The 22,060-nt window shown below is 72.0% G+C and carries 21 protein-coding genes and 1 pseudogene; 9 read left to right on the top strand and 13 right to left on the bottom strand.

What is annotated here, in order from left to right; all coding sequences use genetic code 11:
- Nucleotides 1-422: 422 nt before the first annotated feature.
- Both AQJ67_RS42860 and AQJ67_RS42855 read left to right on the top strand, forming a co-directional pair.
- The gene (locus AQJ67_RS42860; protein ID WP_062725374.1) at nt 423-1,100 is read left to right on the top strand and encodes a maleylpyruvate isomerase family mycothiol-dependent enzyme; all 678 of its coding nucleotides are present in this window, start codon (nt 423-425) and stop codon (nt 1,098-1,100) included.
- Nucleotides 1,101-1,253: 153 nt separating this feature from the next.
- Nucleotides 1,254-1,949, top strand: a complete 696-nt coding sequence (locus tag AQJ67_RS42855; protein ID WP_062725373.1) for a copper homeostasis protein CutC — start codon at nt 1,254-1,256, stop codon at nt 1,947-1,949.
- Nucleotides 1,950-2,243: 294 nt separating this feature from the next.
- Here the strand turns inward: AQJ67_RS42855 and AQJ67_RS42850 are convergent, their stop codons facing one another.
- Nucleotides 2,244-4,295: a HelD family protein gene (locus AQJ67_RS42850; RefSeq protein WP_062725371.1), complete on the bottom strand. Its 2,052-nt coding sequence runs from the start codon at nt 4,293-4,295 to the stop codon at nt 2,244-2,246.
- 279 nt (nt 4,296-4,574) lie between these two features.
- On the opposite strand from AQJ67_RS42850, the gene AQJ67_RS42845 reads away from it, so the two are divergent.
- Nucleotides 4,575-4,754, top strand: a complete 180-nt coding sequence (locus AQJ67_RS42845; RefSeq protein WP_062725369.1) for a hypothetical protein — start codon at nt 4,575-4,577, stop codon at nt 4,752-4,754.
- Between the two features lie 87 nt (nt 4,755-4,841).
- Here the strand turns inward: AQJ67_RS42845 and AQJ67_RS42840 are convergent, their stop codons facing one another.
- Nucleotides 4,842-6,485 carry a DNA repair helicase XPB gene (locus AQJ67_RS42840; protein WP_062725366.1) on the bottom strand — a complete coding sequence of 548 codons (1,644 nt, stop codon included), beginning with the start codon at nt 6,483-6,485 and terminating at the stop codon, nt 4,842-4,844.
- 149 nt (nt 6,486-6,634) lie between these two features.
- Here AQJ67_RS42840 and istB point away from each other — a divergent pair, with 149 nt between their 5' ends.
- Nucleotides 6,635-7,870, top strand: a complete 1,236-nt coding sequence (gene istB / locus AQJ67_RS42835) for an IS21-like element helper ATPase IstB (RefSeq protein WP_062725364.1) — start codon at nt 6,635-6,637, stop codon at nt 7,868-7,870.
- Nucleotides 7,871-7,985: 115 nt separating this feature from the next.
- On the opposite strand, the gene AQJ67_RS42830 is transcribed toward istB, so the two are convergent.
- From AQJ67_RS42830 to AQJ67_RS42825, 3 genes are all read right to left on the bottom strand, one after another.
- Nucleotides 7,986-8,183 (bottom strand): hypothetical protein, encoded by a 198-nt coding sequence (locus AQJ67_RS42830; RefSeq protein ID WP_062725362.1) that lies wholly within the window; start codon nt 8,181-8,183, stop codon nt 7,986-7,988.
- A gap of 78 nt (nt 8,184-8,261) precedes the next feature.
- Nucleotides 8,262-8,390, bottom strand: a complete 129-nt coding sequence (locus AQJ67_RS50330) for a hypothetical protein (RefSeq protein WP_279616927.1) — start codon at nt 8,388-8,390, stop codon at nt 8,262-8,264.
- A gap of 168 nt (nt 8,391-8,558) precedes the next feature.
- On the bottom strand, nt 8,559-11,099 hold the full coding sequence (locus tag AQJ67_RS42825) for a helicase C-terminal domain-containing protein (RefSeq protein WP_062725360.1): 2,541 nt from the start codon (nt 11,097-11,099) through the stop codon (nt 8,559-8,561).
- A 410-nt stretch (nt 11,100-11,509) separates the two neighbouring features.
- Between AQJ67_RS42825 and AQJ67_RS42820 the strand changes: the two genes are divergently transcribed.
- From AQJ67_RS42820 to AQJ67_RS42810, 3 genes are all read left to right on the top strand, one after another.
- Nucleotides 11,510-13,150: a substrate-binding domain-containing protein gene (locus tag AQJ67_RS42820; protein WP_062725358.1), complete on the top strand. Its 1,641-nt coding sequence runs from the start codon at nt 11,510-11,512 to the stop codon at nt 13,148-13,150.
- A 75-nt stretch (nt 13,151-13,225) separates the two neighbouring features.
- Nucleotides 13,226-14,221, top strand: a complete 996-nt coding sequence (locus AQJ67_RS42815) for an HAAS signaling domain-containing protein (RefSeq protein WP_062725356.1) — start codon at nt 13,226-13,228, stop codon at nt 14,219-14,221.
- Nucleotides 14,222-14,700: 479 nt separating this feature from the next.
- Complete coding sequence (locus AQJ67_RS42810) at nt 14,701-15,330, top strand: HAD family hydrolase (RefSeq protein WP_062725354.1); 630 nt, start codon at nt 14,701-14,703, stop codon at nt 15,328-15,330.
- Here AQJ67_RS42810 and AQJ67_RS42805 read toward each other — a convergent pair.
- Nucleotides 15,306-15,557 (bottom strand): hypothetical protein, encoded by a 252-nt coding sequence (locus AQJ67_RS42805; RefSeq protein WP_062725352.1) that lies wholly within the window; start codon nt 15,555-15,557, stop codon nt 15,306-15,308. The genes AQJ67_RS42810 and AQJ67_RS42805 overlap by 25 nt on opposite strands.
- A gap of 165 nt (nt 15,558-15,722) precedes the next feature.
- Here AQJ67_RS42805 and AQJ67_RS50325 point away from each other — a divergent pair, with 165 nt between their 5' ends.
- Nucleotides 15,723-16,106 carry a cold-shock protein gene (locus AQJ67_RS50325; protein ID WP_062725350.1) on the top strand — a complete coding sequence of 128 codons (384 nt, stop codon included), beginning with the start codon at nt 15,723-15,725 and terminating at the stop codon, nt 16,104-16,106.
- Between the two features lie 17 nt (nt 16,107-16,123).
- On the opposite strand, the gene AQJ67_RS42795 is transcribed toward AQJ67_RS50325, so the two are convergent.
- The 4 genes from AQJ67_RS42795 to AQJ67_RS42780 form a co-directional block, all read right to left on the bottom strand.
- The gene (locus AQJ67_RS42795) at nt 16,124-16,984 is read right to left on the bottom strand and encodes a 1,4-dihydroxy-6-naphtoate synthase (RefSeq protein WP_062725348.1); all 861 of its coding nucleotides are present in this window, start codon (nt 16,982-16,984) and stop codon (nt 16,124-16,126) included.
- Nucleotides 16,974-17,675 (bottom strand): futalosine hydrolase, encoded by a 702-nt coding sequence (locus tag AQJ67_RS42790; RefSeq protein WP_079056537.1) that lies wholly within the window; start codon nt 17,673-17,675, stop codon nt 16,974-16,976. Before AQJ67_RS42790 ends, AQJ67_RS42795 begins: the two co-directional genes overlap by 11 nt.
- A complete protein-coding gene (locus AQJ67_RS42785; protein ID WP_062725345.1) occupies nt 17,645-18,115 on the bottom strand; it encodes a hypothetical protein in 471 nt (156 codons plus the stop codon). The genes AQJ67_RS42790 and AQJ67_RS42785 overlap by 31 nt, the downstream gene beginning before the upstream one ends.
- A 94-nt stretch (nt 18,116-18,209) precedes the next feature.
- Entirely contained in the window at nt 18,210-19,637 is a 1,428-nt protein-coding gene (locus tag AQJ67_RS42780) for an MFS transporter (RefSeq protein ID WP_062725344.1), read from the bottom strand.
- Between the two features lie 292 nt (nt 19,638-19,929).
- On the opposite strand from AQJ67_RS42780, the gene AQJ67_RS42775 reads away from it, so the two are divergent.
- Nucleotides 19,930-20,856 (top strand): DUF3027 domain-containing protein, encoded by a 927-nt coding sequence (locus AQJ67_RS42775; RefSeq protein WP_062725342.1) that lies wholly within the window; start codon nt 19,930-19,932, stop codon nt 20,854-20,856.
- Nucleotides 20,857-20,915: 59 nt separating this feature from the next.
- Here the strand turns inward: AQJ67_RS42775 and AQJ67_RS42770 are convergent, their stop codons facing one another.
- The 3 genes and pseudogenes from AQJ67_RS42770 to AQJ67_RS50320 all read right to left on the bottom strand — a co-directional run bounded on the left by AQJ67_RS42770 (nt 20,916) and on the right by AQJ67_RS50320 (nt 22,021).
- Nucleotides 20,916-21,488 carry a Uma2 family endonuclease gene (locus tag AQJ67_RS42770; protein ID WP_062725339.1) on the bottom strand — a complete coding sequence of 191 codons (573 nt, stop codon included), beginning with the start codon at nt 21,486-21,488 and terminating at the stop codon, nt 20,916-20,918.
- Nucleotides 21,489-21,661: 173 nt separating this feature from the next.
- Nucleotides 21,662-21,847, bottom strand: a pseudogene (locus AQJ67_RS46415) (Uma2 family endonuclease); the annotation flags it as partial.
- Nucleotides 21,848-21,898: 51 nt separating this feature from the next.
- Nucleotides 21,899-22,021: a hypothetical protein gene (locus AQJ67_RS50320; protein ID WP_279616926.1), complete on the bottom strand. Its 123-nt coding sequence runs from the start codon at nt 22,019-22,021 to the stop codon at nt 21,899-21,901.
- Nucleotides 22,022-22,060 lie beyond the last annotated feature (39 nt).

Genomic DNA, 22,060 nt, shown 5'->3' with positions numbered 1-22,060 from the left:
CATGGGGGCATTGTCCCTCCGGGGGGTGGGGGTGGGGGTGGGGGCGTGAGGTTTCGTGGTGGGGTGCGGGCTGGTTGTGGCTGGTCGCGCAGTTCCCCGCGCCCCTGGGGGGTGGGGGTGGGGGTTCGTGGTGGGGTGCGGGGCGGATGTGGCTGGTCGCGCAGTTCCCCGCGCCCCTTAGGTCTCGGGGAGGTGAGGCCTCGTGGTCGGCTGCGGGCCGGATGTGGCTGGTCGCGCCCACGCGGCGGAGCCGCATATCGGCACAGCCCCGGGCCCCTCAGGTGTCGGGGAGGTGAGGTCTCGTGGCAGGCTGCCGGCCGGCTGTGGCTGGTTGCGGGCGGCGTGGCGGGGTCGGATATCGGCACAGCCTTGCGCCGCTGGGGGGTTGCGGTGGGTGTTCGTTGGGTGAGGGGGTGGGGGTTATGACTTCTGGTGATGGGCTTGGTGTGCGGGATCCCGGGTTGGCGGGGCGGTTGTTGGTTGGTGAGCGGGATGTGTTGGTGCCGATGTTGCGGGGGCGGGCGGAGGGGGACTTCGGGGTGCCGACGGTCGCGTGTCCGGGGTGGTCGGTGCGGGATGTGCTGGCGCACTGTTCGGCCGCGTTGATGCGGGTGGTGGAGAACCGGTTCGAGGAGGGGGTGTTCTCGCCCGAGTCCAACGACCGGGACATCGCCGAGCGCGCCGACTGGAGCCCCGCGCAGATCGTGGACGAGCTGGAGCGCGGGATGACCGAGGCGGGGCCGGTGATCGCCGAGGCGGGCGGGGCGCTGGACGGTATCGCGCTGGGGGAGTGGGTGCATGCCGGGGACGTACGGGAGGTGCTCGGGGAGCCGGGGGCGTACGCGGGGCCCGGGTTGCCCGACGCGCTCCGGCTGCTCGCGTGGCTGACCCGCGAGCGGCGGCACGTGCCGTTGCACGCCGACCTGGACGACGTCGACGAGCCCCTGCGGCTCGGGGAGGCGGTGGCTTCACGGCCGCCGGCGTGGTACATCGGGGACGCGGCGACGCTCGTACGGCTGTATGCGGGGCGGCCGGTGGGGAGGGCCGCCGCCTATGAGCTGGTGGGGGTGGAGGCGGCGGAGCTGAACATCTTCAGGTGACGGCCGTCCGCTGCTGAAACCGTCGCTCATGGGATCACGAGCGTCCCCTCTGGGCAGTGCTGCCGCGAACTCAGGCGTACTCTGGATTGGACTAGACCTGTAGTCGCCGTCGAATGCCGTCGAATGCCGTCGAACGCCGAGGAATGGGGTCCCATGAGCAAGCGTGCAGTCCTGGAGGTGATCGCCCTCGGCGTCGAGGACGCCGTCGCCGCCCAGGCCGGGGGTGCGGACCGGCTCGAACTGGTCGCCGACATGGCCGCCGACGGGCTCACCCCTCCCGTGGCGACCTTCGCCGGGATCCGTGCCGCCGTCGACATCGACCTGCGCGTGATGCTGAGGCCGGCGGAGGGGTTCGCGGTGGGGGACGTGGAGCCGGTGGTGCGGGCGGCTCGGGCGATGCGGGACGCGGGGGCCGAGGAGTTCGTGCTCGGGTTCCTCGATGCCGACGGCGGGGTGGACCTCGGGGCCGTGGAGCGGGTTGTGGGTGCCTTGGACGGGTGCCGGTGGACCTTCCATCGCGCGATCGACCGGGCTGCGGACCGGGATGCGCTGCGGAAGCAGTTGGACGGGATGCCGGGGTTGGACACGTACCTCACCGCCGGGTCGGCGGCCGGCGTGGACGACGGGCTTGCCACGCTGCTCGCGGAGGCGGCGCGGGATGGGGAGCCGGGGTACGAACAGCGGCTTCTGGTGGGGGGCGGCTTGCGGCTCGACCACGTGCCGGCCCTGGTGAAGGCCGGCATCGACGCCTTCCACATCGGCGGGGCAGCTCGTCCCGCCGGCTGGGACGAGCCCGTGTCCCCCACCGCCGTCGCCAAGTGGCGAACCGCACTGGACGGCACTTCCTAACCACCGGTGTGACTGCCCGAGCGACACGGGCCTAAGGGGCGCGGGGCTGTGCCGATATGCGGCTCCGCCGGGTCATCCCCGTCCCGGCGCCTGCAACCCCCTAAGGGGCGCGGGGAACTGCGCGACCAGCCACAGCCGGCCCGCAGCCAAGCACGAAACCTCACCACCTCAGCGGCATCGCCGGGTCATCCCCGTCCCGGCGCCTGCAACCCCCTAAGGGGCGCGGGGAACTGCGCGACCAGCCACATCCGGCCCGCAGCCAAACACGAAACCTCACCCGCCCCGACCCCCCCGTCACGCCAACGGCCCCGGCACCCCCGCCGCATGCACCACGATCAACCCCGACACGGCTCGCGTCAGCGCGACGTACAGCCGCCGCAACCCCGTCCGTTCGTCCGGTTCGCCGTCCACCACCGCCTGGGGCTCGTCCAGGACGACGTAGTCGTACTCCAGACCCTTGGCGAGGGACGCCGGGACCAGCGTCAGGCGGGTCTGGTGGGTCGTCTCCTCGCCGGGGGCGAGACAGGTGACCCCCGCCGAGGCCAACGCCTCCGCCAGCACCCCGACCCTGGCGTCCGCGGCGATCAACCCCACCGACCCCTCGTTGCGCAACAACTCCTCACACGCGGCCACGACATCACCGGTAGGTGAGGAAGCCGGACGGACCTCGAAGAACCCGGGGTTCTCACGGATCGACGCCACCGGCGTCAGACCGGGCGCGATGGAGGGGAGGAGGCGGGAGGCGTACGTGATGACGTCGGTCGGGACGCGGAAACCGGCCGTGAGTTCCTCGATCACGCCCTCCGGCTTGCCGAGGTGAGCCAGCGCCTCCTCCCAACTGCGCGTCGCCCAGGGAGTCGTACCCTGCGCCAGGTCGCCGAGGACCGTCGCCGAACCGGTCGTACAGCGCCGGCCCACCGCCCGGTACTGCATGGGCGAGAGGTCCTGCGCCTCGTCGAGGACCACGTGCCCCAGAGACGGCGTACGCGCCACGATGTCGTACGCCTCGTCGATCAGCACCGCATCCGCCGCCGACCACTTGGCCGACTTCACACTCCGCGCCGGCTTCGCCCAGAGAATCGTCTTCTGCTCGTCCTCGCTGAGCACCCCCTCCGCGTGGACGGCGAGGAAGTCGGCGTCCGCGAGCAGCCGCAGCACGAGCTTCGCCGGGTCGACGGGCGGCCAGACCGCCTTCACCGCCGCCTTCACCGCACTGTTGCGGGCCACCGCGTCCTGCACCCGGTCGTCCGGCGCCTCCCCCGACCGCTCCATCTGGACCAGCACGGCATGCGCGATCCGCTGCGGAAGCGCCTCGCGGGCGGCACCGTAACGGATGTCCCGGGCCAGCAACTCCCTTACGGTCTCTTCGAGTTCGTACGCGGCGACCCGCCAGCGCCGCGACCCGCGTACGACGACCACCGGCTCCGTCGGCATGCTCACATGCGAGTACACCGCCCGCCGCAGCACCTCCGCCATCCTCGCGTCGCCCTTGACGACCGCGGCCGCCGCGTCGTCGGTGCCGCGCACCTCGACGTGGGCGACCAGGTCGTCGACCGTGGCCTGACGGACCGACAACTCGCCCAGCGCCGGCAGGACCTGCTCGATGTAGTGCAGGAAGGACCTGTTCGGCCCGATGACGAGCGTGCCGGTGCGGGCGAGCCGCTCGCGGTGGGCGTAGAGGAGGTATGCGACCCGGTGCAGGCCGACGGCCGTCTTTCCGGTGCCAGGACCGCCCTGCACGCACACCGTCCCGCCGAGACCCGACCGTACGATCTCGTCCTGCTCGGGCTGGATCGTCGCCACGATGTCCCGCATCGGGCCGACGCGCGGGCGCTCGATCTCCTGCTGGAGCAGCTTGCTGGTCCGGGCCGCCTCGGCCGGGTCGGAGAGGTGCTCGTCCTCGTACGCCGTGAGGTCGCCGCCCGTGTAGCCGAAGCGGCGGCGCAGCGCGATGTCCAGCGGGTCCTTCTTGGACGCCCGGTAGAACGGCTGGGACACCGGCGCACGCCAGTCGATGACCATCGGGTCGCCCTCGGCGTCGTGCACATGCCGACGCCCGATATAGAAGCGCTCGCCCTGCGCGCCCTCCGCCTCCTCGGCGCCCGGAGCGTGCAGATAGTCGAGGCGGCCGAAGAACAGCGGGGTGTCGCTGAGGTCGGCCAGCGCCTTGATGCGGTCGTCGATCTGGCGGGCGAGGACTTCGGCGTTGACCCAGTTCGCGGTGACGTCGCTGATGTCGAGGGATTCGACGTCCTCGCGCATGGCACGCAGGGCGGCACGGGACTCGGCGAGGTGGGAGCGCTCTCGGGTGAGCGGGTCGAGGGAGTCGTCGACGGGCGTGGACAAGGGGGTGCCTCCGGAGGGACCTACAGGTAGGTGATCGAGAGAGCCGACCGGTTTCCGTCCGGACGGCGGCACTCCGCGGGGGAGGCGGGCAAGAGCGGAGATCCTAGGTGAAAGGGGTTGGCGAACGCCAACGAATATTCGACCCCGGTATCCGTCCCCTAGGGGATGCGCCCCTCCTCCCTGGGGGTGTGCGCTCCGTCCAGGGATGTACGCAGGCAGTAGCCGGCTTAGGCCGCTGGACCGATGCCCGCTTTATGTCCGCGAACGCATCATGGAGACATGAGCGCAGCAACCATCCACCCAGCACCCGTGGGTCCCCGCGGAGCGACCGCGCTCCAGGGGAACCACCGTCATCGCCTCGGTGAAGCCCTGCGTGCCGTCAAGGTGTTCGCGGGCGCGGCCTTCGACGTGATCATCCTCGGTGAGTACGGCGAGGAGGCCGGCGTCCGCCGCAAGTGACGCCCAGGTCCTCCTTCCGGCCCGCTACCCTTCCGGCCCCCTGTCCCTCCGGCCCGCTACCCCTCCGGCCGCTACCCCTCCGGCCCGCTACCCCTCCGCGAGGATCTCGTCCGCGTCCACGATCCGGTACGCGTACCCCTGTTCCGCCAGGAAGCGCTGGCGGTGGGCGGCGAAGTCCTGGTCGATGGTGTCGCGGGCGACGACCGAGTAGAAGTGGGCCTGGTGGCCGTCGGCCTTGGGGCGCAGGACGCGGCCGAGGCGCTGGGCCTCCTCCTGGCGGGAGCCGAAGGTGCCCGAGACCTGGATGGCGACCGTGGCCTCCGGCAGGTCGATGGAGAAGTTCGCGACCTTGGACACGACGAGGACGCTGATCTCGCCCTCCCGGAACGCGTCGAAGAGCTTCTCGCGCTGGGCGTTGGACGTCTCGCCCTTGATCACGGGGGCGTTCAGATGCTCGCCCAGTTCGTCGAGCTGGTCGATGTACTGGCCGATGACCAGGATCTGCTGGCCTTCGAAACGCCTGACGATCGCCTCCGTCACCTTGCGCTTGGTGTCGGTCGTCGCGCAGAAGCGGTACTTCTCCTCCTGCTCGGCGGTGGCGTACGCGAGCCGCTCGGCGTCGGTGAGGTTGACGCGGACCTCGACGCAGTCGGCGGGCGCGATGTAGCCCTGCGCCTCGATCTCCTTCCACGGCGCGTCGAACCGCTTGGGGCCGATGAGCGAGAAGACGTCGGACTCGCGGCCGTCCTCCCGGACGAGGGTCGCGGTCAGGCCGAGCCGGCGGCGGGCCTGGAGGTCGGCGGTGAACTTGAAGACCGGCGCGGGCAGCAGGTGCACCTCGTCGTAGAGGATCAGACCCCAGTCACGGGAGTCGAAGAGTTCGAGGTGCGGGTACACACCCTTCCGCTTGGTGGTGAGCACCTGGTACGTGGCGATGGTGACGGGCCGGATCTCCTTGCGCGTCCCGCTGTACTCGCCGATCTCCTCCTCCGTCAGCGACGTCCGCTTCACCAGCTCGTGCTTCCACTGCCGGGCCGAGACGGTGTTCGTGACGAGGATGAGCGTGGTCGACTTCGCCTGGGCCATCGACCCGGCGCCGACGAGCGTCTTCCCGGCGCCGCACGGCAGCACCACGACGCCGCTGCCGCCGTGCCAGAAGTTCTCCACCGCCTGCCTCTGGTACGGCCGCAGCGCCCAGCCGTCCTCGTGCAGCTCGATCGGGTGCGCCTCGCCGTCGACGTACCCGGCGAGGTCCTCGGCCGGCCAGCCCAGCTTCAGCAGCGTCTGCTTGATCTGCCCGCGCTCGGAAGGGTGCACGGCCACGGTGTCCGGGTCGATGCGGGCGCCCACGAGCGGCGCGATCCGCTTCGAGCGCAGCACCTCCTCCAGGACCGGGCGGTCGGTGGTGGTGAGGACGAGGCCGTGCGTGGGGTGCTTGGAGAGCGTGAGGCGGCCGTAGCGGTCCATCGTGTCGGCGATGTCGACGAGCAGCGCGTGCGGGACCGGGTACCGGCTGTACGTCACCAGCGCGTCCACGACCTGCTCGGCGTCGTGCCCGGCCGCGCGCGCGTTCCACAGCCCGAGCGGGGTCACCCGGTAGGTGTGGATGTGCTCCGGCGCGCGCTCCAGCTCCGCGAACGCCGCGATGGACCGACGGCACGCGTCCGCCTGCTCGTGATCGACTTCCAGGAGCAGGGTCTTGTCCGACTGGACGATCAGTGGTCCGTTCACGTACGTGCGTCCTTCCGCTCGGCCACCCGACCAAACGTCCAGTGTGCCTGATCGATTCCTGATCGAATCCGGAGTCGTACAGGATGTCTTTTCATTCCTGTGAGTGGTGTGGTTTCACCTGGACGGCGGAGGCTGCGAAGAATGCGACCGTGCAGGCCATCTCTCGTGACCCGTCCCCGCCGTCCACGACCCTCGGGTACGCCCTGTTCGCCACCCGCTGGCTGCAGGCCCCGCTCTACTTCGGCCTGGTCGCCGCGCAGGGGGTGTACGTCTACAAGTTCTTCAACGAGCTGTGGGCGTTAGTCCTGCGGTGCGTGACCGGGCGGGCGACCGAGACGTACGTGATGCTCGCCGTGCTGAAGCTGGTGGACGTCGTGATGATCGCCAACCTGCTGATCATGGTGATCGTCGGCGGCTACGAGACGTTCGTCTCCCGCATCGGCCTCCAGGGCCACCGGGACCAGCCGGAGTGGCTCTCGCACGTGAACTCCAACGTGCTGAAGGTCAAGCTCGCCACCGCCATCGTGGGTATCTCCTCCGTCCATCTGCTGCAGATGTTCGTGGACGTCCACCACACCTCGCGGCACGCGCTGCTGTGGGGCACGGTGATCCACATGGCGTTCATCGCGTCGGCGGCGATCCTCGCGTACATGTCGGGGCCGATGGCCGCGCAGAGCGAGCGGGGGCATCAGCAGGCGCAGCACGGGGGCGCCTCCGCGCCGGCCGCCGCGCAGGAGCCTGCCGCGAACGCGAAGGTCTTCGTCCCGGCGCAGGCCGCCGCTCCCCGGCACGACGACGCGCCCAGCACCGAGGAACGGCTGCGCGCCGCCGGGTTCCCGGCCCGGAAGCTGCTGGAGGAGTTCGACTCCGAGTACCCGCACTCCTTCGACCGCGAGACCGTGGCCCGGCTCGGCAAGCTGGACTTCGTCGCCGCCCACCGCAACGTCGTCTTCGTCGGCCCGCCCGGCACCGGCAAGACCCACCTGGCCGTCGGTCTCGGCGTGCGGGCCTGTCAGGCCGGGCACTCGGTGCGGTTCGCTACCGCGGAGGAGTGGGCGGTACGGCTGGCCGGTGCGCGGGATGGGGGGCGGCTGGCCGATGAGCTCTCCGCGCTGGACGAGTACGCCGTACTGATCGTCGACGAGGTCGGCTACACGCCCTTCGACGCGGGTACCGCCGGGCTCTTCTTCCAGCTGATCGCCCACCGCTACGAGCGTTCCTCCCTCGTCGTCACCACCGACCGCCCCCTCGGCCGCTGGGACGAGATCTTCGGCGGTCCCTCGGCCCTGGCGATGGTGGACCGCCTGGCCCACCACGCGGATCTGGTCCGGATCGACGGGGAGAGCTATCGGATGCGGCGGGCCACTTCGGCGTGGGCGGATTGAGGGGGGCGGGGAGGTTTCGCGGGCGGCTGCGGGCCGGTGGGGGCTGGTCGCGCCCACGCGGCGGAGCCGCATATCGGCACAGCCCCGCGCCCCTTGGGGGGTGCAGCCGGGGGTGTTACTTCAGTGCGGGCAGGGTGATGTTGTTGACCAGGGGGCCCTCGACCGTGAGGCCCTCCGTGATCAGGGACTCGCCGCTGGAGGCGGGGAGGGGGAGGGGCAGGGGGGCGGGGGCCGCGGTGGCCTCGGGGGTGAGGGTGATCAAGGCCGCTGCCGAGAGCAGGGCGGTGACGGTGGCGGTGCGGACGGGGCGCATGGGGGCTTCGGGGCCTTTCGCGTGGGGAGAGGGGCGTCGGGCCGGCCCAGGAGTCCGGGGCCGGCCCGAGGGCTCGTGTCAGACCTGCGGGGTCTCGATGACCAGCCCGGCGATGTCGACGCCGACCGCCGAGGCCTGGGTGGTGAAGCCACCCATCATCAGGGCTGCGGCGGCCAGGACGGTGGCAAGGCGACGAGCTGTGCGCATGGGACAACTACCTCTCTGTTGCGCTCACTTGAGCGTGATCAGGACACCCGGTGGCTGCCCTGCGCCGCGAGAGGCGATGCGGAAACGCCCCGAAGGTCCCTCAAGAGTTGGAAAAGCCCGGCGTGGCGTGCATGAACGGCCGCGTACACCCGAACGAGTGGGGCGCCGTCAGACCTGGTCGTCCGCCAGCTCCGCCACCCCTGTGATCCGGTGCAGCGGATACGTCCGTACCTCGTCCGCGGTGTGGTCGTACGCCGTCACGAACCCGCCCTCGACCCGTACCGGCGCGATCACCCGCTGACTCGCGGCGCCCTCGGCGTTCACGTAGCCGATCCACAGCGCCTCGCCGGTCAGGACGGCGGCCTGCATGGTGGCGAGGGTCTCGGCGGAGGTGGTGCGGGGGAGTTCGCCGCCGGTCACCGCGGGGGCGGTCGCGCTGGGCTTGCGGGGCGTCGTGGAGGCGAGGTCGCCCGCGCGGATGGCGCGGATCGCGGCCGCCAGCAGCGTGGCGTCCGGCGTCGGCGGGCCGTCCGGGACCGGCTCGGGGGCGGTGCGCGGCGGGGTGCGGTGGGCGTCGGCGCGGGAGATCAGGACGTCGCCCTCCGCCGACTCGGCGGCGGGCGCGAAGCCCATCGCGCGCAGCCCCTCCAGCAGGGCGGCCGGGTCGGCGACGGTGGCGAGCACCGTCGGCGCGAGGCGGCGCAGGCGCAGACCGGCGGCCCGCTTGTCGGCGAGGATCTCGTTCAGCACGGCGTCGTCGTCGCAGCGGACGTACGCCGAGGCGGCGCCCACCCGCAGGTGCCCGTGCTTACGGGCGACGTCGTCGATGAGGTACGCGAGCGGCTGCGGCACCGGCGTACGGGAGTGCTCGGCGAGGAAGGCGTGCAGGTCGGAGGCGGTACGGCCGGCGTCGAGGGCGCGGCGCACCGAGCCGGGCGTGAAGCGGTACACCGTCGCGCCGCCCTTCGACTCGACGTCCGCGAGCACGCCCAGCATGTCGGCGAGCGGGCGGCGCAGCGGGCCGGGTGCCACGGCCGTCAGGTCGGCCTGGAGAAGGACGTGGTCCAGGGGCTCGGGGAGGAGGGGGGCCAGCAGATGGGCGGCCGTGGCGGAGGCGGCGGCCTGCTCGGCGGGGGAGAGGGGCTCCGGGGGCGGGGTCGGGCGGTGGTGCACGGGGAGCTTGTCGCCGGGGCCGGCCGGCTGCTCCTCGGCCTGGGCCGCCGGTTCCGGCCGCGGCACCCCCAGCAGCGCCCGCCCGTGCGCCGACAACGCGCCCCGGCCCGTCACCCCGAGCATCTCCGCCTCGCTCAGCGTCCACTGGGCGAGGCGGCCGCGCAGGTCGTCGTCGCGCTGCGGTCCGCGCAGCGGACGCTCCCAGCGCAGGCGGGCCAGCACCGACTCGGGGGACGGCGACGTCCCCTCCGGGAGGCCGGCCAGCAGCGTCAGCACCCGGTGCCGTACCTCCGGGGCCGCCGAGCGGTCCAGGCCGGGGCCCAGCGCCGACAACGTACGGTCCTTCGCGTCCCGTCCGCCGACCACGCCCGCCGTACGCGTCGCCGTCAGCCACGTCTGAGCCAGCAGGGCCCAGCGCTGCGCGGCGGGCTGCTCCAGCCACTCGTCGTAGGCCGGGGTCGCCGCGTACCGCTCGTCGGCCTCGCCGTCGGAGGCCAGGAGCCCGGCGGCGTAGGCGAGCTCGACCCAGAAGGCGGCCAGCGGTTCGGAGACGTCGAGGGCTACGGCGGTGCGCTTGAGGTCGCGCACGCTCAGACCGCCCGCCCGCAGCACGGCAGGACCGCCCTCGTGCCAGTCCTTCAGCAGCTCCTCCACGGTCGCCAGCGCGGTGTACGCCTGTCCCGCCGCGGTGCTGTCCACAACCTGTGGACGGTGCGTCGCGGCCGCCTCGACGGGCGGCGGCAGCGGCTCGGTGGTGCGGTGCGCGCGGCCGGCCCGCAGATGCAGGGCGACCTCACGGGGGAGTACGACCGTGCCGGGCGCCGTCGGCAGGAGCAGGCCGCGGTCCAGCAGCCAGCGCAGCCGCGGCGCCGGGTCGGCGGTGACCTGGCCGTACGGCGGCCCCCAGACCAGGCGGGAGAGGACCTCCCGGGACTCCTCGGGGGCGTCGGCGAGCAGGGCGGCCATCCGGCGCCGGTCGCCGAACAGGGCGGACAGCGACGACACGGCGGACACCGCGTCGTGGGTCGAGGGCAGCCCGGCCGTCGTGACGATCTCCTGGATCCGGCCCGGCGACATGCCCGCGGTGGCCTCCCGGACGGTCGGGCCGAGGCCGGTCGGGGACGGGTGCTGCGGCGAGGGCGCCAGCAGCTCGCGGGCCGTGCGGACGAGCCGCAGCCGGTCGTCGGCGCCCCACACCAGGGCCTGTTCGCGCAGCGTGCCGAGGGCGTGCGGCAGCGCCGCGACGACCGCCGGGTCGCCCTCGTCGCCGGCCATCAGCGCGAGCAGTTCGTCGTACGTCGCCGGATCCGCCGCCACGGCCAGCGCCTCCGCCGTCTGCAACGCGCACCGGTCCAGCCGCTCCAGGGCCCGCACGACGGAGGCCCGCGTGCCGGCCCGGGTCGCCAGCTGGGTGAGGTCCGTCGGGACGGGGGTGATGAGGTCGGGGCGGCTGCGCAGGAGTACGGCCAGGGAGGCGTCGTCCCGCGCGCGGAGCGCTTCCGCGAGGGAACGGGGCGGTGTAGCCGGGTCGCTCATCCTGCCCACGTTAGCGGGTGGGGGTGGGGGGTGCTTTGAAAGGGCTGTGCGGTGCCCGCGGTGTCCGGTGCGTGCCCTCGGCGTGCCGGACGAAGGCCCTCGATGGGGGTCCCCCCGCGCGAGGTTGTTCGAGCGTGGGGGAGGAGCTACTTGGGTCTTTGGCCGGTGCGGCGAGGGTGCGTGCCGGGCGCCGCGGGTGCTGTGCGGCCCTTTCAAAGCACCCCCCAGGACACAGGGGGTGTGCCGGGGGGCCGGAACGGGTCCCGGCAGGCGAACAGAACGTTTCACAGATGGCCCCCGGATGAACATCACCCGGAGGATTCCGACACCTCTGGCAACACCGTGCACCCACTCGTCACCCTGGGCTCCCTGCCAACTACTTCACGGCTCAAGGGAATCGGGGGGAAGCGGTGAGTGAGCAGGCGGAGCAGTGGATCGCGATCCTGAGTCTTACGTTTCCCGTCGCGGCGTTCGTGTGGGAGTTCGCCATCGTCGGCCGCAAGCGGCTCGGCTACCGGGTGCAGATGGACACCCTCGCCGCGGACGCCGCCGACAAGCCGTACGCCGACGTACTGGGCGACATGCGGCACGACGGCCACCAGCTCAAGGACCCGTCCTTCGTCCTGCTGCGGATCGAGAACGCCGGCTCGGCCAAGATCGTGTCCGACGACTACCTCGCCGACCCCGCCGATCCCTACGGCATCAAGGTCACCTTCAGAAACCGCCGGGTCGCGGCCGTCGTCCTCACCGACCCGAGCCAGGACGAACTGCGGGACTTCTTCTTCGAGGAGGTCACCGAGGGCACCGACGTCCGTATCGGCGCGAAACCCGGCTTTCGCCGCACCAACAACGAGGGCGAGCGCACGGGCATCATCCGGCTGCCGAAGGTGACGCTGCCCCGGGGCTCCGAGTACAAGGTGCTCGTCGTGCTGGAACGCTGGCCCGAGGACAACGGCACCGACCCCTTCCCCGACCCGGTCGTCCGCGGCGCCGGCGGGCACGGCCGCTGGTACGACCCGCTGGTGCGGTTCTTCCGGCTGAAGGCGACCCGGACCGAGAGCCATGTCTTCGCCTCCCGGCCCGCCTGGTGGGCCATCTGGATCCTGATCGCGGCCGTCGTCGTCCAGGCCTCCTACACGCTCTTCCTGCGCGACGACCGGCGTCCCCCGCTGGACTGCGTCGGCGGCACCCTGTACCTGCACGGCTCCACCGCCTTCGCGCCCGCCGTCCGCGCCGCCGCCGAGGACTACCTCACCCGGTGCGAGGGCGCCGGAGTGGCCATCCCGCTGGAGAGCGACACCTTCAAGGGCAGCACCGACGGGGTCACCGACCTGGACAAGGCCGGCCTGGACGCCGACGTCCCGGTCGGCGAGGGCCTCGGCGACCACCTCGCCTTCACCGACGGCCTCGCCTCCGACGGCCACCCCCGGCTGATCCCGAGGCCCGTCGCCTTCTCGGTGTTCACCCTCGTCGTCAACAAGGACGCGGGCGTGGAGAACCTCGAACTGGACCAGATCCGCAGGGTCTTCGCCGGGCAGGTGCGGAACTGGTCCGAGCTCGGCGGCAACGACGTGCCGGTCCACCTGATCAACCGCGACCCCGGCTCGGGCACCCGCAGCACCCTCGTCACCAAGGTCCTGAACGGCAAGGAACCGCCCCAGTTCACCGTGACCGACTGCGCGGCCCTCAACCCCAGGCGCTACGGCCGCTGCGAGGTCACCAGCACGGACACCATGCTGAACACCACCGCGGCGGTCCCGGGCGCCATCGGCTACAGCGAGGCCGCCGGAGTCGCCGGCCACAAGGCCGCCGCCGGAATCGTCAAGCTCACGATCGATGGCAGGAAGCCGACCGCGCAAGGCGTCGAGGACACCAACTACCCCTACTGGCAGACCGAGTTCGCCTACACCTACGGCGAGCCCCCGGCCGGCTCCGTCGCCGCGGCCTTCCTCAACTTCCTCACCCAGCAGAGCGGTCGCGACATCCTGCACGAACACGGCCACGGGCTCTGCTCCGAAGCGCACAACGCGGGCGAGTGCCGACCGGTCTGACCCGCACCGCACACCTTGTCCTGCGCTAACGTCATCCCCGCGGGGTTTCGGCACACCCACCCCGGAGGGGACTTCGTGGGGATCGAGAGCGACCAGGTCGTCTACGAGTATCTGAGCCGCGTCGGCGACGTGGCCCAGCAGCGGCAGCTGCCGTCGAGCGCCCGTATGCGCCTGGTGAACGAGCTACGGGGCGAGATCGACCGGCGCCGCGCCAAGGCGCCCGTCGACAGTCCCGCCGCCGTCCGCCGCATCATCGCCCGGCTCGGCTCCCCGGACGAGGTCGTCGCGGCCGCCGGAGGCTCCACCGCCCCCGCACCCCAGGCACCGGTCACCTCCGTGCCCGTACAGCCGGACAGCGGGGCCGACGAGGAACGGCCCAAGGGCCTGCGCCGACTCGTGCCCCGTCCGCGCCCCGCCGAGGCCCCGGCCGTCCCCGACGACGCGCCCCCGCCGCCGCACCTGGCCGGCACGGCGGACCTCGGCGGCAGCGCGGTCCAGGCGGACTGGTGGCGGGCGGACAGCAGCCCCTTCGGGCCCGGCGAGGACGTCCCGGGGTTCGTCGGGGGCGTCGAGATCCCGGAGATGCTCAGGCGCCCGCCCGCGCCGGGGGCGACGCGGCTGGAGAAGAAGGACGTCGCCGGGGAGCCGGAGGACCCGGCCGCGGCGGAGGTCGCCGAGGAGGAAGCGCCGAAGGCCCGCCGCCGCCTCATCCGCCGCCTGACCCTGCCCAACGGCCGCTGGAGCAACCCCTTCCTCCTGCTCGCGGCCGCCCTCCTCGTCGCCGGCGCCGTCCTCGGCAACCTCATCGCCCTGCTCCTCGGCTGGCTCATCGCCTGGGGCTCCCGCCGCCTGAGCGACGCCGAGACCAAGTGGGCGGTCATCATCCTGCCCGGCCTCTCCCTCACCGCGGGCGTCGTCTGGCTGTGGGGCCGCACCAACGGCCGCTGGGGTGACCCCATCGCCGAGGGCCACATGAACGCTGCGCTGAGCGAGACGTGGCCGTGGGTGCTGCGGGGGGCGGCGGTGGCGTCGGCGCTGTTCATCGTCTGGCGCTCACAGAAACAGACGTGAGTGGTCCGCTGGGATCGTCGTTCGTCTGCGGCACCGTCGTGGCTGGTCGCGCAGTTCCCCGCGCCCCTAAAAGCCTTCAGGGGCACGGGCTGTATCGATGTGCGGCTCCGCCACGTGGTCGCGACCAGCCCCACTGGCCCGCAGGCGAAGTCCTTTAGGGGCGCGGGGCTGTATCGATGTGCGGCTCCGCCGCGTGGGCGCGACCTGCCCCCACCGGCCCGCAGGCGAAGTCCTTTAGGGGCGCGGGCTGTATCGATGTGCGGCTCCGCCACGTGGTCGCGACCAGCCCCACTGGCCCGCAGACGACGTCCTTTAGGGGCGCGGGGCTGTATCGATGTGCGGCTCCGCCACGTGGTCGCGACCAGCCCCACTGGCCCGCAGACGACGTCCTTTAGGGGCGCGGGGAACTGCGCGACCAGCCCCCACCCACCCGCAGCCGCCACACAACCGACAGCCCCGAGCTGCCCGGCGACGGCACAATGAACCCCATGGCTGCTGCAACCGTCGGCTTCGACCTCGACATGACTCTCATAGACTCCCGCCCCGGCATCCACGCCTGCTACAAGGCGCTGTCCGAGCGCACGGGGACCTTCATCGACGCCGACTTGGCGATCACCCGGCTGGGACCACCCCTCGCCGACGAGCTGATCAACTGGTTCCCGGCGGACCAGGTCGAGGCCATGGCCGGCCTGTACCGCGAGATGTACCCGGCGATAGCCATCACCGCCACGCCCGCACTCCCCGGCGCCCGCGAGGCCATCACCGCCGTACGGGACGCCGGCGGCCGCGCGATCGTCGTCACCGCCAAGTACGAGCCGAACGCCAAGCTGCACCTGGAACACCTCGGCATCGAACCGGACGCCGTCATCGGCAACCTGTGGGCCGAGCAGAAGGCCGAGGCCCTGCGCGAGTACGCGGCGAGCGTCTACGTCGGCGACCACCAGGGAGACATCCGCGCCGCCCGCGCGGCCGACGCGCTGTCCGTCACCGTGGCGACCGGGCCGTACAGCGCCGAGGAACTCGGCGAACTCGGCGCGGACATCGTCCTCACCGACCTGACGAAGTTCCCGGACTGGCTCTCCGGCTACCTGGCCGCGCCGCGCGCCTGACGCCGCCCCGCCGAGATCGAGCGGAGCACTCCCGCGCCGGCGACGAGGAATCCGACGCCCATCAGCATGCTCAGTCCGAACATGTATGTGGGAAATGGCGTCGTTCCGAGCAGGAACGGGGTCACGGTGACCAGAGTGGCCAGGGCACCGATGAAGAACACGACCGCACCGGCACGGATCAGTCGGTCACCGGGGGCGGCGGAATTCGTTTGGGTTTTGTCAGGCACCGGACCAGGGTAGTTCCCTGCGCGAAGGAACAACCGGGCGACGTCTTGTCACCGGCTCCGGGAGCATTAGCCTTGGTAGCGGCGGGTCATGGTCGACCCGCTGTAGTGCTATCAAGAGCCGTTTTCAGAAGCAGTTTTCCGACGAGTACGAGGACGAGGACAGACGTGCCTACCGGCAAGGTCAAGTGGTTCAACAGTGAGAAGGGCTTCGGCTTTCTCTCCCGCGACGACGGCGGTGACGTCTTCGTTCATTCCTCGGTCCTCCCCGCCGGAGTAGACACACTCAAGCCGGGACAGCGAGTGGAGTTCGGCGTGGTCGCCGGTCAGCGCGGTGACCAGGCACTTTCGGTCACGATTCTGGATCCGACCCCCTCGGTCGCGGCCGCCCAGCGCAAGAAGCCGGACGAACTGGCCTCCATCGTCCAGGACCTGACGACACTCCTGGAGAACATCACGCCGATGCTGGAGCGCGGCCGTTACCCGGAGAAGACCGCCGGCAAGAAGATCGCCGGACTTCTGCGCGCGGTCGCCGACCAGCTCGACGTATAGCCGTCAGACGTAAGGATTCAGGGAAAATCCAGCACACCCGGGCCGAGGGGCGGCACCAGCCCCTCGGCCGCCGCACGTGTGAGCAACCCCCGCACCGCCGCATAACCGTCCACGCCCAGGTCGTGGGTGAACTCGTTGACGTACAGGCCGATGTGCTGGTCGGCGACGGACGGGTCCATCTCCTGGGCGTGTGCCATGACGTACGGGCGGGAGGCCTCGGGGTCGTCCCAGGCGGTGCGTACGGAGGTGCGGATCGCGTCGGCCAGGAGGGTCAGGCGGTCGGCGCCCAGGGAGCGCTTGGCGATGATCGCGCCGAGCGGGATGGGCAGTCCGGTCGTGTCCTCCCAGTGCTCGCCCATGTCGGCGAGCTTGTGCAGGCCGTAGTTCCGGTACGTGAAGCGCGCCTCGTGGATGACGAGTCCCGCGTCGACCTTCCCGTCCCGCACGGCGGGCATGATCTCGTGGAACGGCATCACCACGATCTCGCCGACCCCCGCGGGGAGGGTGTCCGCCGCCCAGAGACGGAACAGCAGATACGCCGTCGACCTCTCGCTCGGCACCGCGACCGTACGGCCCGTGAGGTCCACGCAGGCCTCGCGGGTGAGCACCAGCGGGCCGCAACCCCGGCCCAGGGCGCCGCCGCAGGGCAGCAGGGCGTACTCGTCGAGGACGTACGGCAGCACGGCGTACGACACCTTCAGCACGTCGAACTCGCCGCGCTCGGCCATGCCGTTGGTGATGTCGATGTCCGCGAAGGTCACGTCGAGGGCGGGTGCGCCGGGGACGCGGTCGTGGGCGAGGGCGTCGAAGACGAAGGTGTCGTTCGGGCAGGGCGAGTACGCGATCTGCCAGGGCTGTCGCTGCTGTTCACCGGTCATGCGGTTGCCAACTCTCCAGGACGGGTGCGAGCTTCCCGAAGGCCTCGGTGAGGGCCGCGAGGGCGTCGCCGATGCGCCAGGCGGCGCGGTCGCGCGGGCCGACGGGGTTGGAGATCGCGCGCAGCTCCAGCACGGGCGTGCCGTGCGCGGCGGCGGCCTCGGCGACGCCGAAGCCCTCCATGGCCTCGGCGAGCGCGCGGGGGTGGCGGGCGCGGAGTTCCGCCGCGCGCGCGGCGGTGCCGGTCACCGTGGAGACGGTGAGGACGGCGCCGGGGTGGGCGCCGGTGGCCGACACGACGTCTCGTACGAGTGTTTCCGGCGGACGGTGGGTGACGGTGCCGAAGCCCAGTTCGGTGACGGGCAGGAAGCCGTCGGGGGTCTCCGCGCCCAGGTCGGCGGCCGTGATCTCGTCGGCGACGACGAGGGAGCCGACGGGGGCGTGCGGGGCGAAGCCGCCCGCGATGCCGGTGGAGACGGCCAGGCCGTAGGGGGTGCCTGCCAGGGCGGCCCGGGTGAGGGCCGTGGCGGTGGAGGCGGCCGCGAGGGCGGGGCCGACCCCGGCGGCGATCACGTCCACGCCAGGGAGGTCGAGCGCCCGAGCCACCGCGTCCCGCTCGGCGGGGACGGCGGTGGCCACCAGGACACGTACGGCGGACGTGGTCAGCTGTCCTTCTTGAGCTTGAAGGACCACAGGCCCGTCACGTCCTTCTCGCCCCCCTTGATGGAGACGAGCGTGGAGTCGCCGCTCGCGCCGTACTGGGCGTTGAAGAACACGCTGCCCGGGACCGTGCGGTAGGTCTTCGTGCTGGAGTCGGTGAGCGGCTGGCCGTTCATGAGGATGGTCCAGCCCTCGTCCGCGATCTCCGGGTCGACGCCGAAGCGGACGGTGTCGTCCGGGTCCACCTTGATGGACTCGATGCCCTTGTCCTTCAGGCAGCCGGCCAGGTCCGCGGTCTCCACGGCCTTGCCCTCGCCACCGCAGGTCGCCTCGGAGTGGACGGAGGAGGTGCCGACGGTGACCGTGGCCAGCGGGGTCGGCTTGTCGCAGGCCGACAGGGCGAGCAGTCCGGCGGAAACGGCGCCGGCGGCGGCGAGCGCGCGGCGGCGTCGCGATACGGAGTGCGTGGTCATGGGCGAAGGCTATCGGGCCTGTGTGACGCTCTCTCCATGTGGGGGGCGGCGTGCCGCGGGGCATGTGGGGGCCGACGCGTGCGTCACCTCGCCGTCAGGCCACCCGGGGCCGGCCGTGCCCGCCGTGCCGGGCGGAGCCGATCAGGCCCTTGACGGTGGTCAGCCAGCCGACGGCGACGATCGCCGCGCCCACCAGCAGCCCGAAGGAGCCCTTCAGCGGCAGCACGATGCCGACCGCCCCGCCGAGCACCCAGGACATCTGCAGCAGCGTCTCGGAGCGCGCGAACGCCGATGTACGGACCAGCTCCGGCACGTCCCGCTGGATCAGCGCGTCCAGTGACAGCTTCGCCAGGGCCTGCGCGAACCCGGCGGTCGCCGCGAGGAACGCCACCAGGACCGCGCCGAAGAAGATCGCGGCCGCGAGTGCGGCGAGCAGCACGAAACCCACGACCGTCACGATGATGATCTCGGGCGCCCGGGAGCGCAGCCACGCCCCGACCGCCGTACCGCAGGCGTTCCCGACCCCGGCCGAGACGGCCACTATGCCCAGGGAGACGGCCGCGCTCTGGCCGGACATCGGGTGCTCGCGCAGCAGGAACGCGAGGAAGAAGATCAGGAAGCCGGACAGACAGCGCAGGGCGGCGTTGGCCCCGAGGGCGTGGGTGACGGCGATGCCCACCGTGCGCAGGCCGGGGCGCTTGACGGGTTTGAGGTGCGGCCCGTGCAGATGCTGCTCGTCGGCCGCCAGCAGCGCGGTGTCCTCGCCCTTGGCCGAGTCGACCTTAGGCGGCAGCGTGAACGACAGGAACGTACCGGCGACGAAGATCAGGAAGGCGCCGTACAGCGGATAGCGCGGTCCCAGGGCCTGGAGCCCCGCCCCGATGGGCGCGGCGATGCCGGTGGCGAGGAGGCCGCCGAGGGTGACCCGCGAATTGGCCTTCACCAGGGAGAAGCGGGGCGGCAGCAGCCGGGGCACCACGGCGCTTCTGACGACGCCGTAGGCCTTCGAGGCGACCAGCACCCCGAGGGCGGCCGGATAGAGCTCCAGGGTGCCGGTGACGACCGCCCCGGACAGCACCAGCGCGAGCATGGCGCGGGCGAACATGGCCCCGGCCATCGCGGCACGGCGGCCATGGGGGAGACGGTCGAGGAGCGGGCCGATCACGGGCGCCAGGACGGTGAACGGCGCCATGGTGATGCCGAGGTAGAGCGCGACCCGGCCGCGGGCCTCGTCGGTGGGGACGGAGAAGAAGACGGTGGAGGCGAGGGCGACGGTGATCATCATGTCCCCGGCGCCGTTCACCCCGTGCAGTTCGATCAGCTTGCCGAGGCCGGACTCGCCCGCCCCGTGCGCGTGGGTGGCCTTGCGGATGCCGCGCGCGGCGCCGGTGAACGGGAAGTGCAGGGCACGGCCGACCGCACGGAAGGGGCCGCGCCCACGGCCCGTTCCGCCACCTCGACTGCGGCGGCCCTTGGCCCCACCGATACCGGTGGCTCCTTCGGGCCGCCTTGCGGTTGCCACGACGCAATAGTGCCCCGAAGTGGGGGTGGGTAGTGCGGTTACGGCGCGTATGGAGGGCAAGGTCCCGCATCCGCGGAGGGCGCCGCGCGGCGGTGAATGGGCCGTCGGTGTAGGCCCAGCGCCCGGGAGCAGGTAGCGTGCGTATCTCAGCCATCCCGCACAATGGATGACGTAGGTGCGCCCGAGCGCGATTCGGGTGCGGACGTCGACGCGGCCCACAGGTCCGCTCCGTCTGCTCCATCGCCTCACGGCAACCGCACCCGAGAGACGGCGTAGGAGAGAAGCGATACCTGTGAGCGCAGCGACAACGCGAAGCCGCACCCCCGACCGTCTGTGCGCCGAGGCGGTCGACCTCGCCCGCGGTGCCGCCGAGGAGGCCGCCGCGCCAGGCGTGGTGGGTGAGCACGCGGGGCTGCTGTCCGAGGGCGACCGCGTCGTCACGCACTACTTCGAGTGCAAGGAACTCGGCTACCGCGGCTGGCGCTGGGCGGTGACGGTGGCGCGGGCGTCCCGCGCCAAGGTCGTCACGCTGGACGAGGTGGTCCTGCTCCCCGGCCCCGACGCCCTCCTCGCCCCCGAGTGGGTGCCCTGGAGCGAGCGGCTGCGCCCCGGCGACATGGGCCCCGGAGACCTGCTCCCCACGGATGCCGAGGACCTCCGCCTGGAGCCCGGTTTCTCCGGCGAGGACGAGCCGTTGCCGGACTCGGCCGTCTCGCACGAGATGGCGGAGCTGGTGGAGGCGGAGGACGCGGAGGTCACGGCCGGCGTCCCGGCCAACCTCGTCGTCGCGCCCTCCCGCGGCTCGATCGCCTCCGTCGCGGAGGAACTGGGCATGCGCCGCGCCCGCGTCCTGTCCCGCTACGGCCTCCACGTCGCCGCGGACCGCTGGGAGGAGGCGTACGGCGCCAAGACCCCCATGGCCCAGGCCGCCCCCGCCTCCTGCGTCACCTGCGGCTTCCTGGCCCCCATCGGCGGCTCCCTCGGCCAGGCCTTCGGCGTCTGCGCGAACGAGTTCTCCCCGGCCGACGGCCGCGTGGTGTCCCTGACCTACGGCTGCGGAGGCCACTCCGAGGCCGCGGTCATGCCGAAGCCCCCGCGGCCGGCTCCGCCGGTGATCGACGAGACCCGGGTGGACCCGTTCCCGCTGCGTCCCGCTGCGGATTCGGGGTCGGTGTCGGTGGGAGTGGACGGGGACCTCGGGGAGCTGGGCCACTCGTAGGGGGCTCGACCGACGAGAAGCGCCAGAGCGACGGCTTCTCTCCCCCGGCCGGGGTCAGGTCAGGGCACGAGGTTCTTGAGGTCGATGTCGGCCGGGAAGGGGACGGCGGCCCTCAGCCGGCCACGGTGAATTCCGGTGGCCACGTATGCGCTGGTCATGGTGTCGAGTTCGTAGGTGTGGACGGTGGGTGCGCCGGCCTCGTCCTCGACACGCCAGAAATGGGGGATTCCTGCCTGCGCGTACTTGAACGGCTTCAGGGACCGGTCGCGGTCCGCCGACTCCTCCGAGACCACCTCGATGACCAGGGCGACGTCGGCGGGCGCGTACCAGGTGCGGTCGGGGTCGTAGGCGGCGGTGGTGACCAGGATGTCGGGTTCCGGACGGCTCTTCTTGTCGAGCCGGACGGTCATCTCGCGCTCGGTCTCGAATCCGGCCGGGGCCGCTTCCTCCAAGGCGACGGTCAGCCTCTGCACGATCCGGGAGTGCCAGGACCGCTGGGGCGACATCATGAAGATCAGGGCTCCGTCGATGAGTTCGGTGTGCCGCGGTGCTTGCGGGAGGTGGTCGAGGTCGTCCGCTTCCCAGCCGCTCGGCCTGGGCGGGATCATCCAGTCGGGGAGTTCGGCAGTCATGGCTTCCTCCAGGTGCTTCACGGGCGCGGCGGTCAGGGGCCCTGATCCCGGATCACGGACATGGCCCGAACACCTGGCGTCAGCGTAGTTGACGGTGGTTCCGCGAGCGGCGCCTGTTGCGGTCCCCTCGGGGCCGCGTGGATGCCGGTGAGGACGGTGCTGGTTCCCCATCCTCAGCTCTGGCCCTTGGCCTCGGCCTCGGCCGAATAGCGAGGCAGGTTCTCCGTCGAGATCGTCGAGATCGTCGAGTCGCCGATAGCGATGTCCTCTCCGTACACGAAGTCCTTACGGGTCGCGTAGCGCGGGCCGTCGGGGGTGGAGTGGATGTCGGTGAGGACGGCGCCGGTGGCTGTGCGGGGGAAGGGTCCGGGTGGCCTCTTCGGCTCCGAGGGCGTACTCCCATTTCCAGCTCACTCGCGAACTGCCTTCATCGACTCGTCGAGAACGGCGCACAGCTCGCGAAGGGCTTCCCCTGCGATGGCCGGATCCTCGTGCTCCAGGTTGTTCTTCGCCTGGGCGTAGCGAGCGGACATTGCCCCGGCCAGCGTAGCCGGGCGGGTGAGGAACGGGAC

This window comes from Streptomyces caeruleatus, assembly GCF_001514235.1.
Taxonomy (GTDB): Bacteria; Actinomycetota; Actinomycetes; order Streptomycetales; family Streptomycetaceae; genus Streptomyces; species Streptomyces caeruleatus.
The sequence above is the reverse complement of the archived record's forward strand: the minus strand, read 5'-3'. Positions and strand labels throughout refer to the sequence as shown.

Excerpts from the sequence above, each read along its gene's own strand:
- AQJ67_RS42860 (WP_062725374.1), top strand. The coding sequence starts at position 423 with ATGACTTCTGGTGATGGGCTTGGTGTGCGGGATCCCGGGTTGGCGGGG.
- AQJ67_RS42855 (WP_062725373.1), top strand. The coding sequence starts at position 1,254 with ATGAGCAAGCGTGCAGTCCTGGAGGTGATCGCCCTCGGCGTCGAGGAC.
- AQJ67_RS42845 (WP_062725369.1), top strand. The coding sequence starts at position 4,575 with ATGAGCGCAGCAACCATCCACCCAGCACCCGTGGGTCCCCGCGGAGCG.
- AQJ67_RS42830 (WP_062725362.1), bottom strand. The coding sequence starts at position 8,183 with ATGCGCCCCGTCCGCACCGCCACCGTCACCGCCCTGCTCTCGGCAGCG.
- AQJ67_RS50330 (WP_279616927.1), bottom strand. The coding sequence starts at position 8,390 with ATGCGCACAGCTCGTCGCCTTGCCACCGTCCTGGCCGCCGCAGCCCTG.
- AQJ67_RS42825 (WP_062725360.1), bottom strand. The coding sequence starts at position 11,099 with ATGAGCGACCCGGCTACACCGCCCCGTTCCCTCGCGGAAGCGCTCCGC.
- AQJ67_RS42810 (WP_062725354.1), top strand. The coding sequence starts at position 14,701 with ATGAACCCCATGGCTGCTGCAACCGTCGGCTTCGACCTCGACATGACT.
- AQJ67_RS42795 (WP_062725348.1), bottom strand. The coding sequence starts at position 16,984 with ATGACCGGTGAACAGCAGCGACAGCCCTGGCAGATCGCGTACTCGCCC.
- AQJ67_RS42785 (WP_062725345.1), bottom strand. The coding sequence starts at position 18,115 with ATGACCACGCACTCCGTATCGCGACGCCGCCGCGCGCTCGCCGCCGCC.
- AQJ67_RS42770 (WP_062725339.1), bottom strand. The coding sequence starts at position 21,488 with ATGACTGCCGAACTCCCCGACTGGATGATCCCGCCCAGGCCGAGCGGC.
- AQJ67_RS50320 (WP_279616926.1), bottom strand. The coding sequence starts at position 22,021 with ATGTCCGCTCGCTACGCCCAGGCGAAGAACAACCTGGAGCACGAGGAT.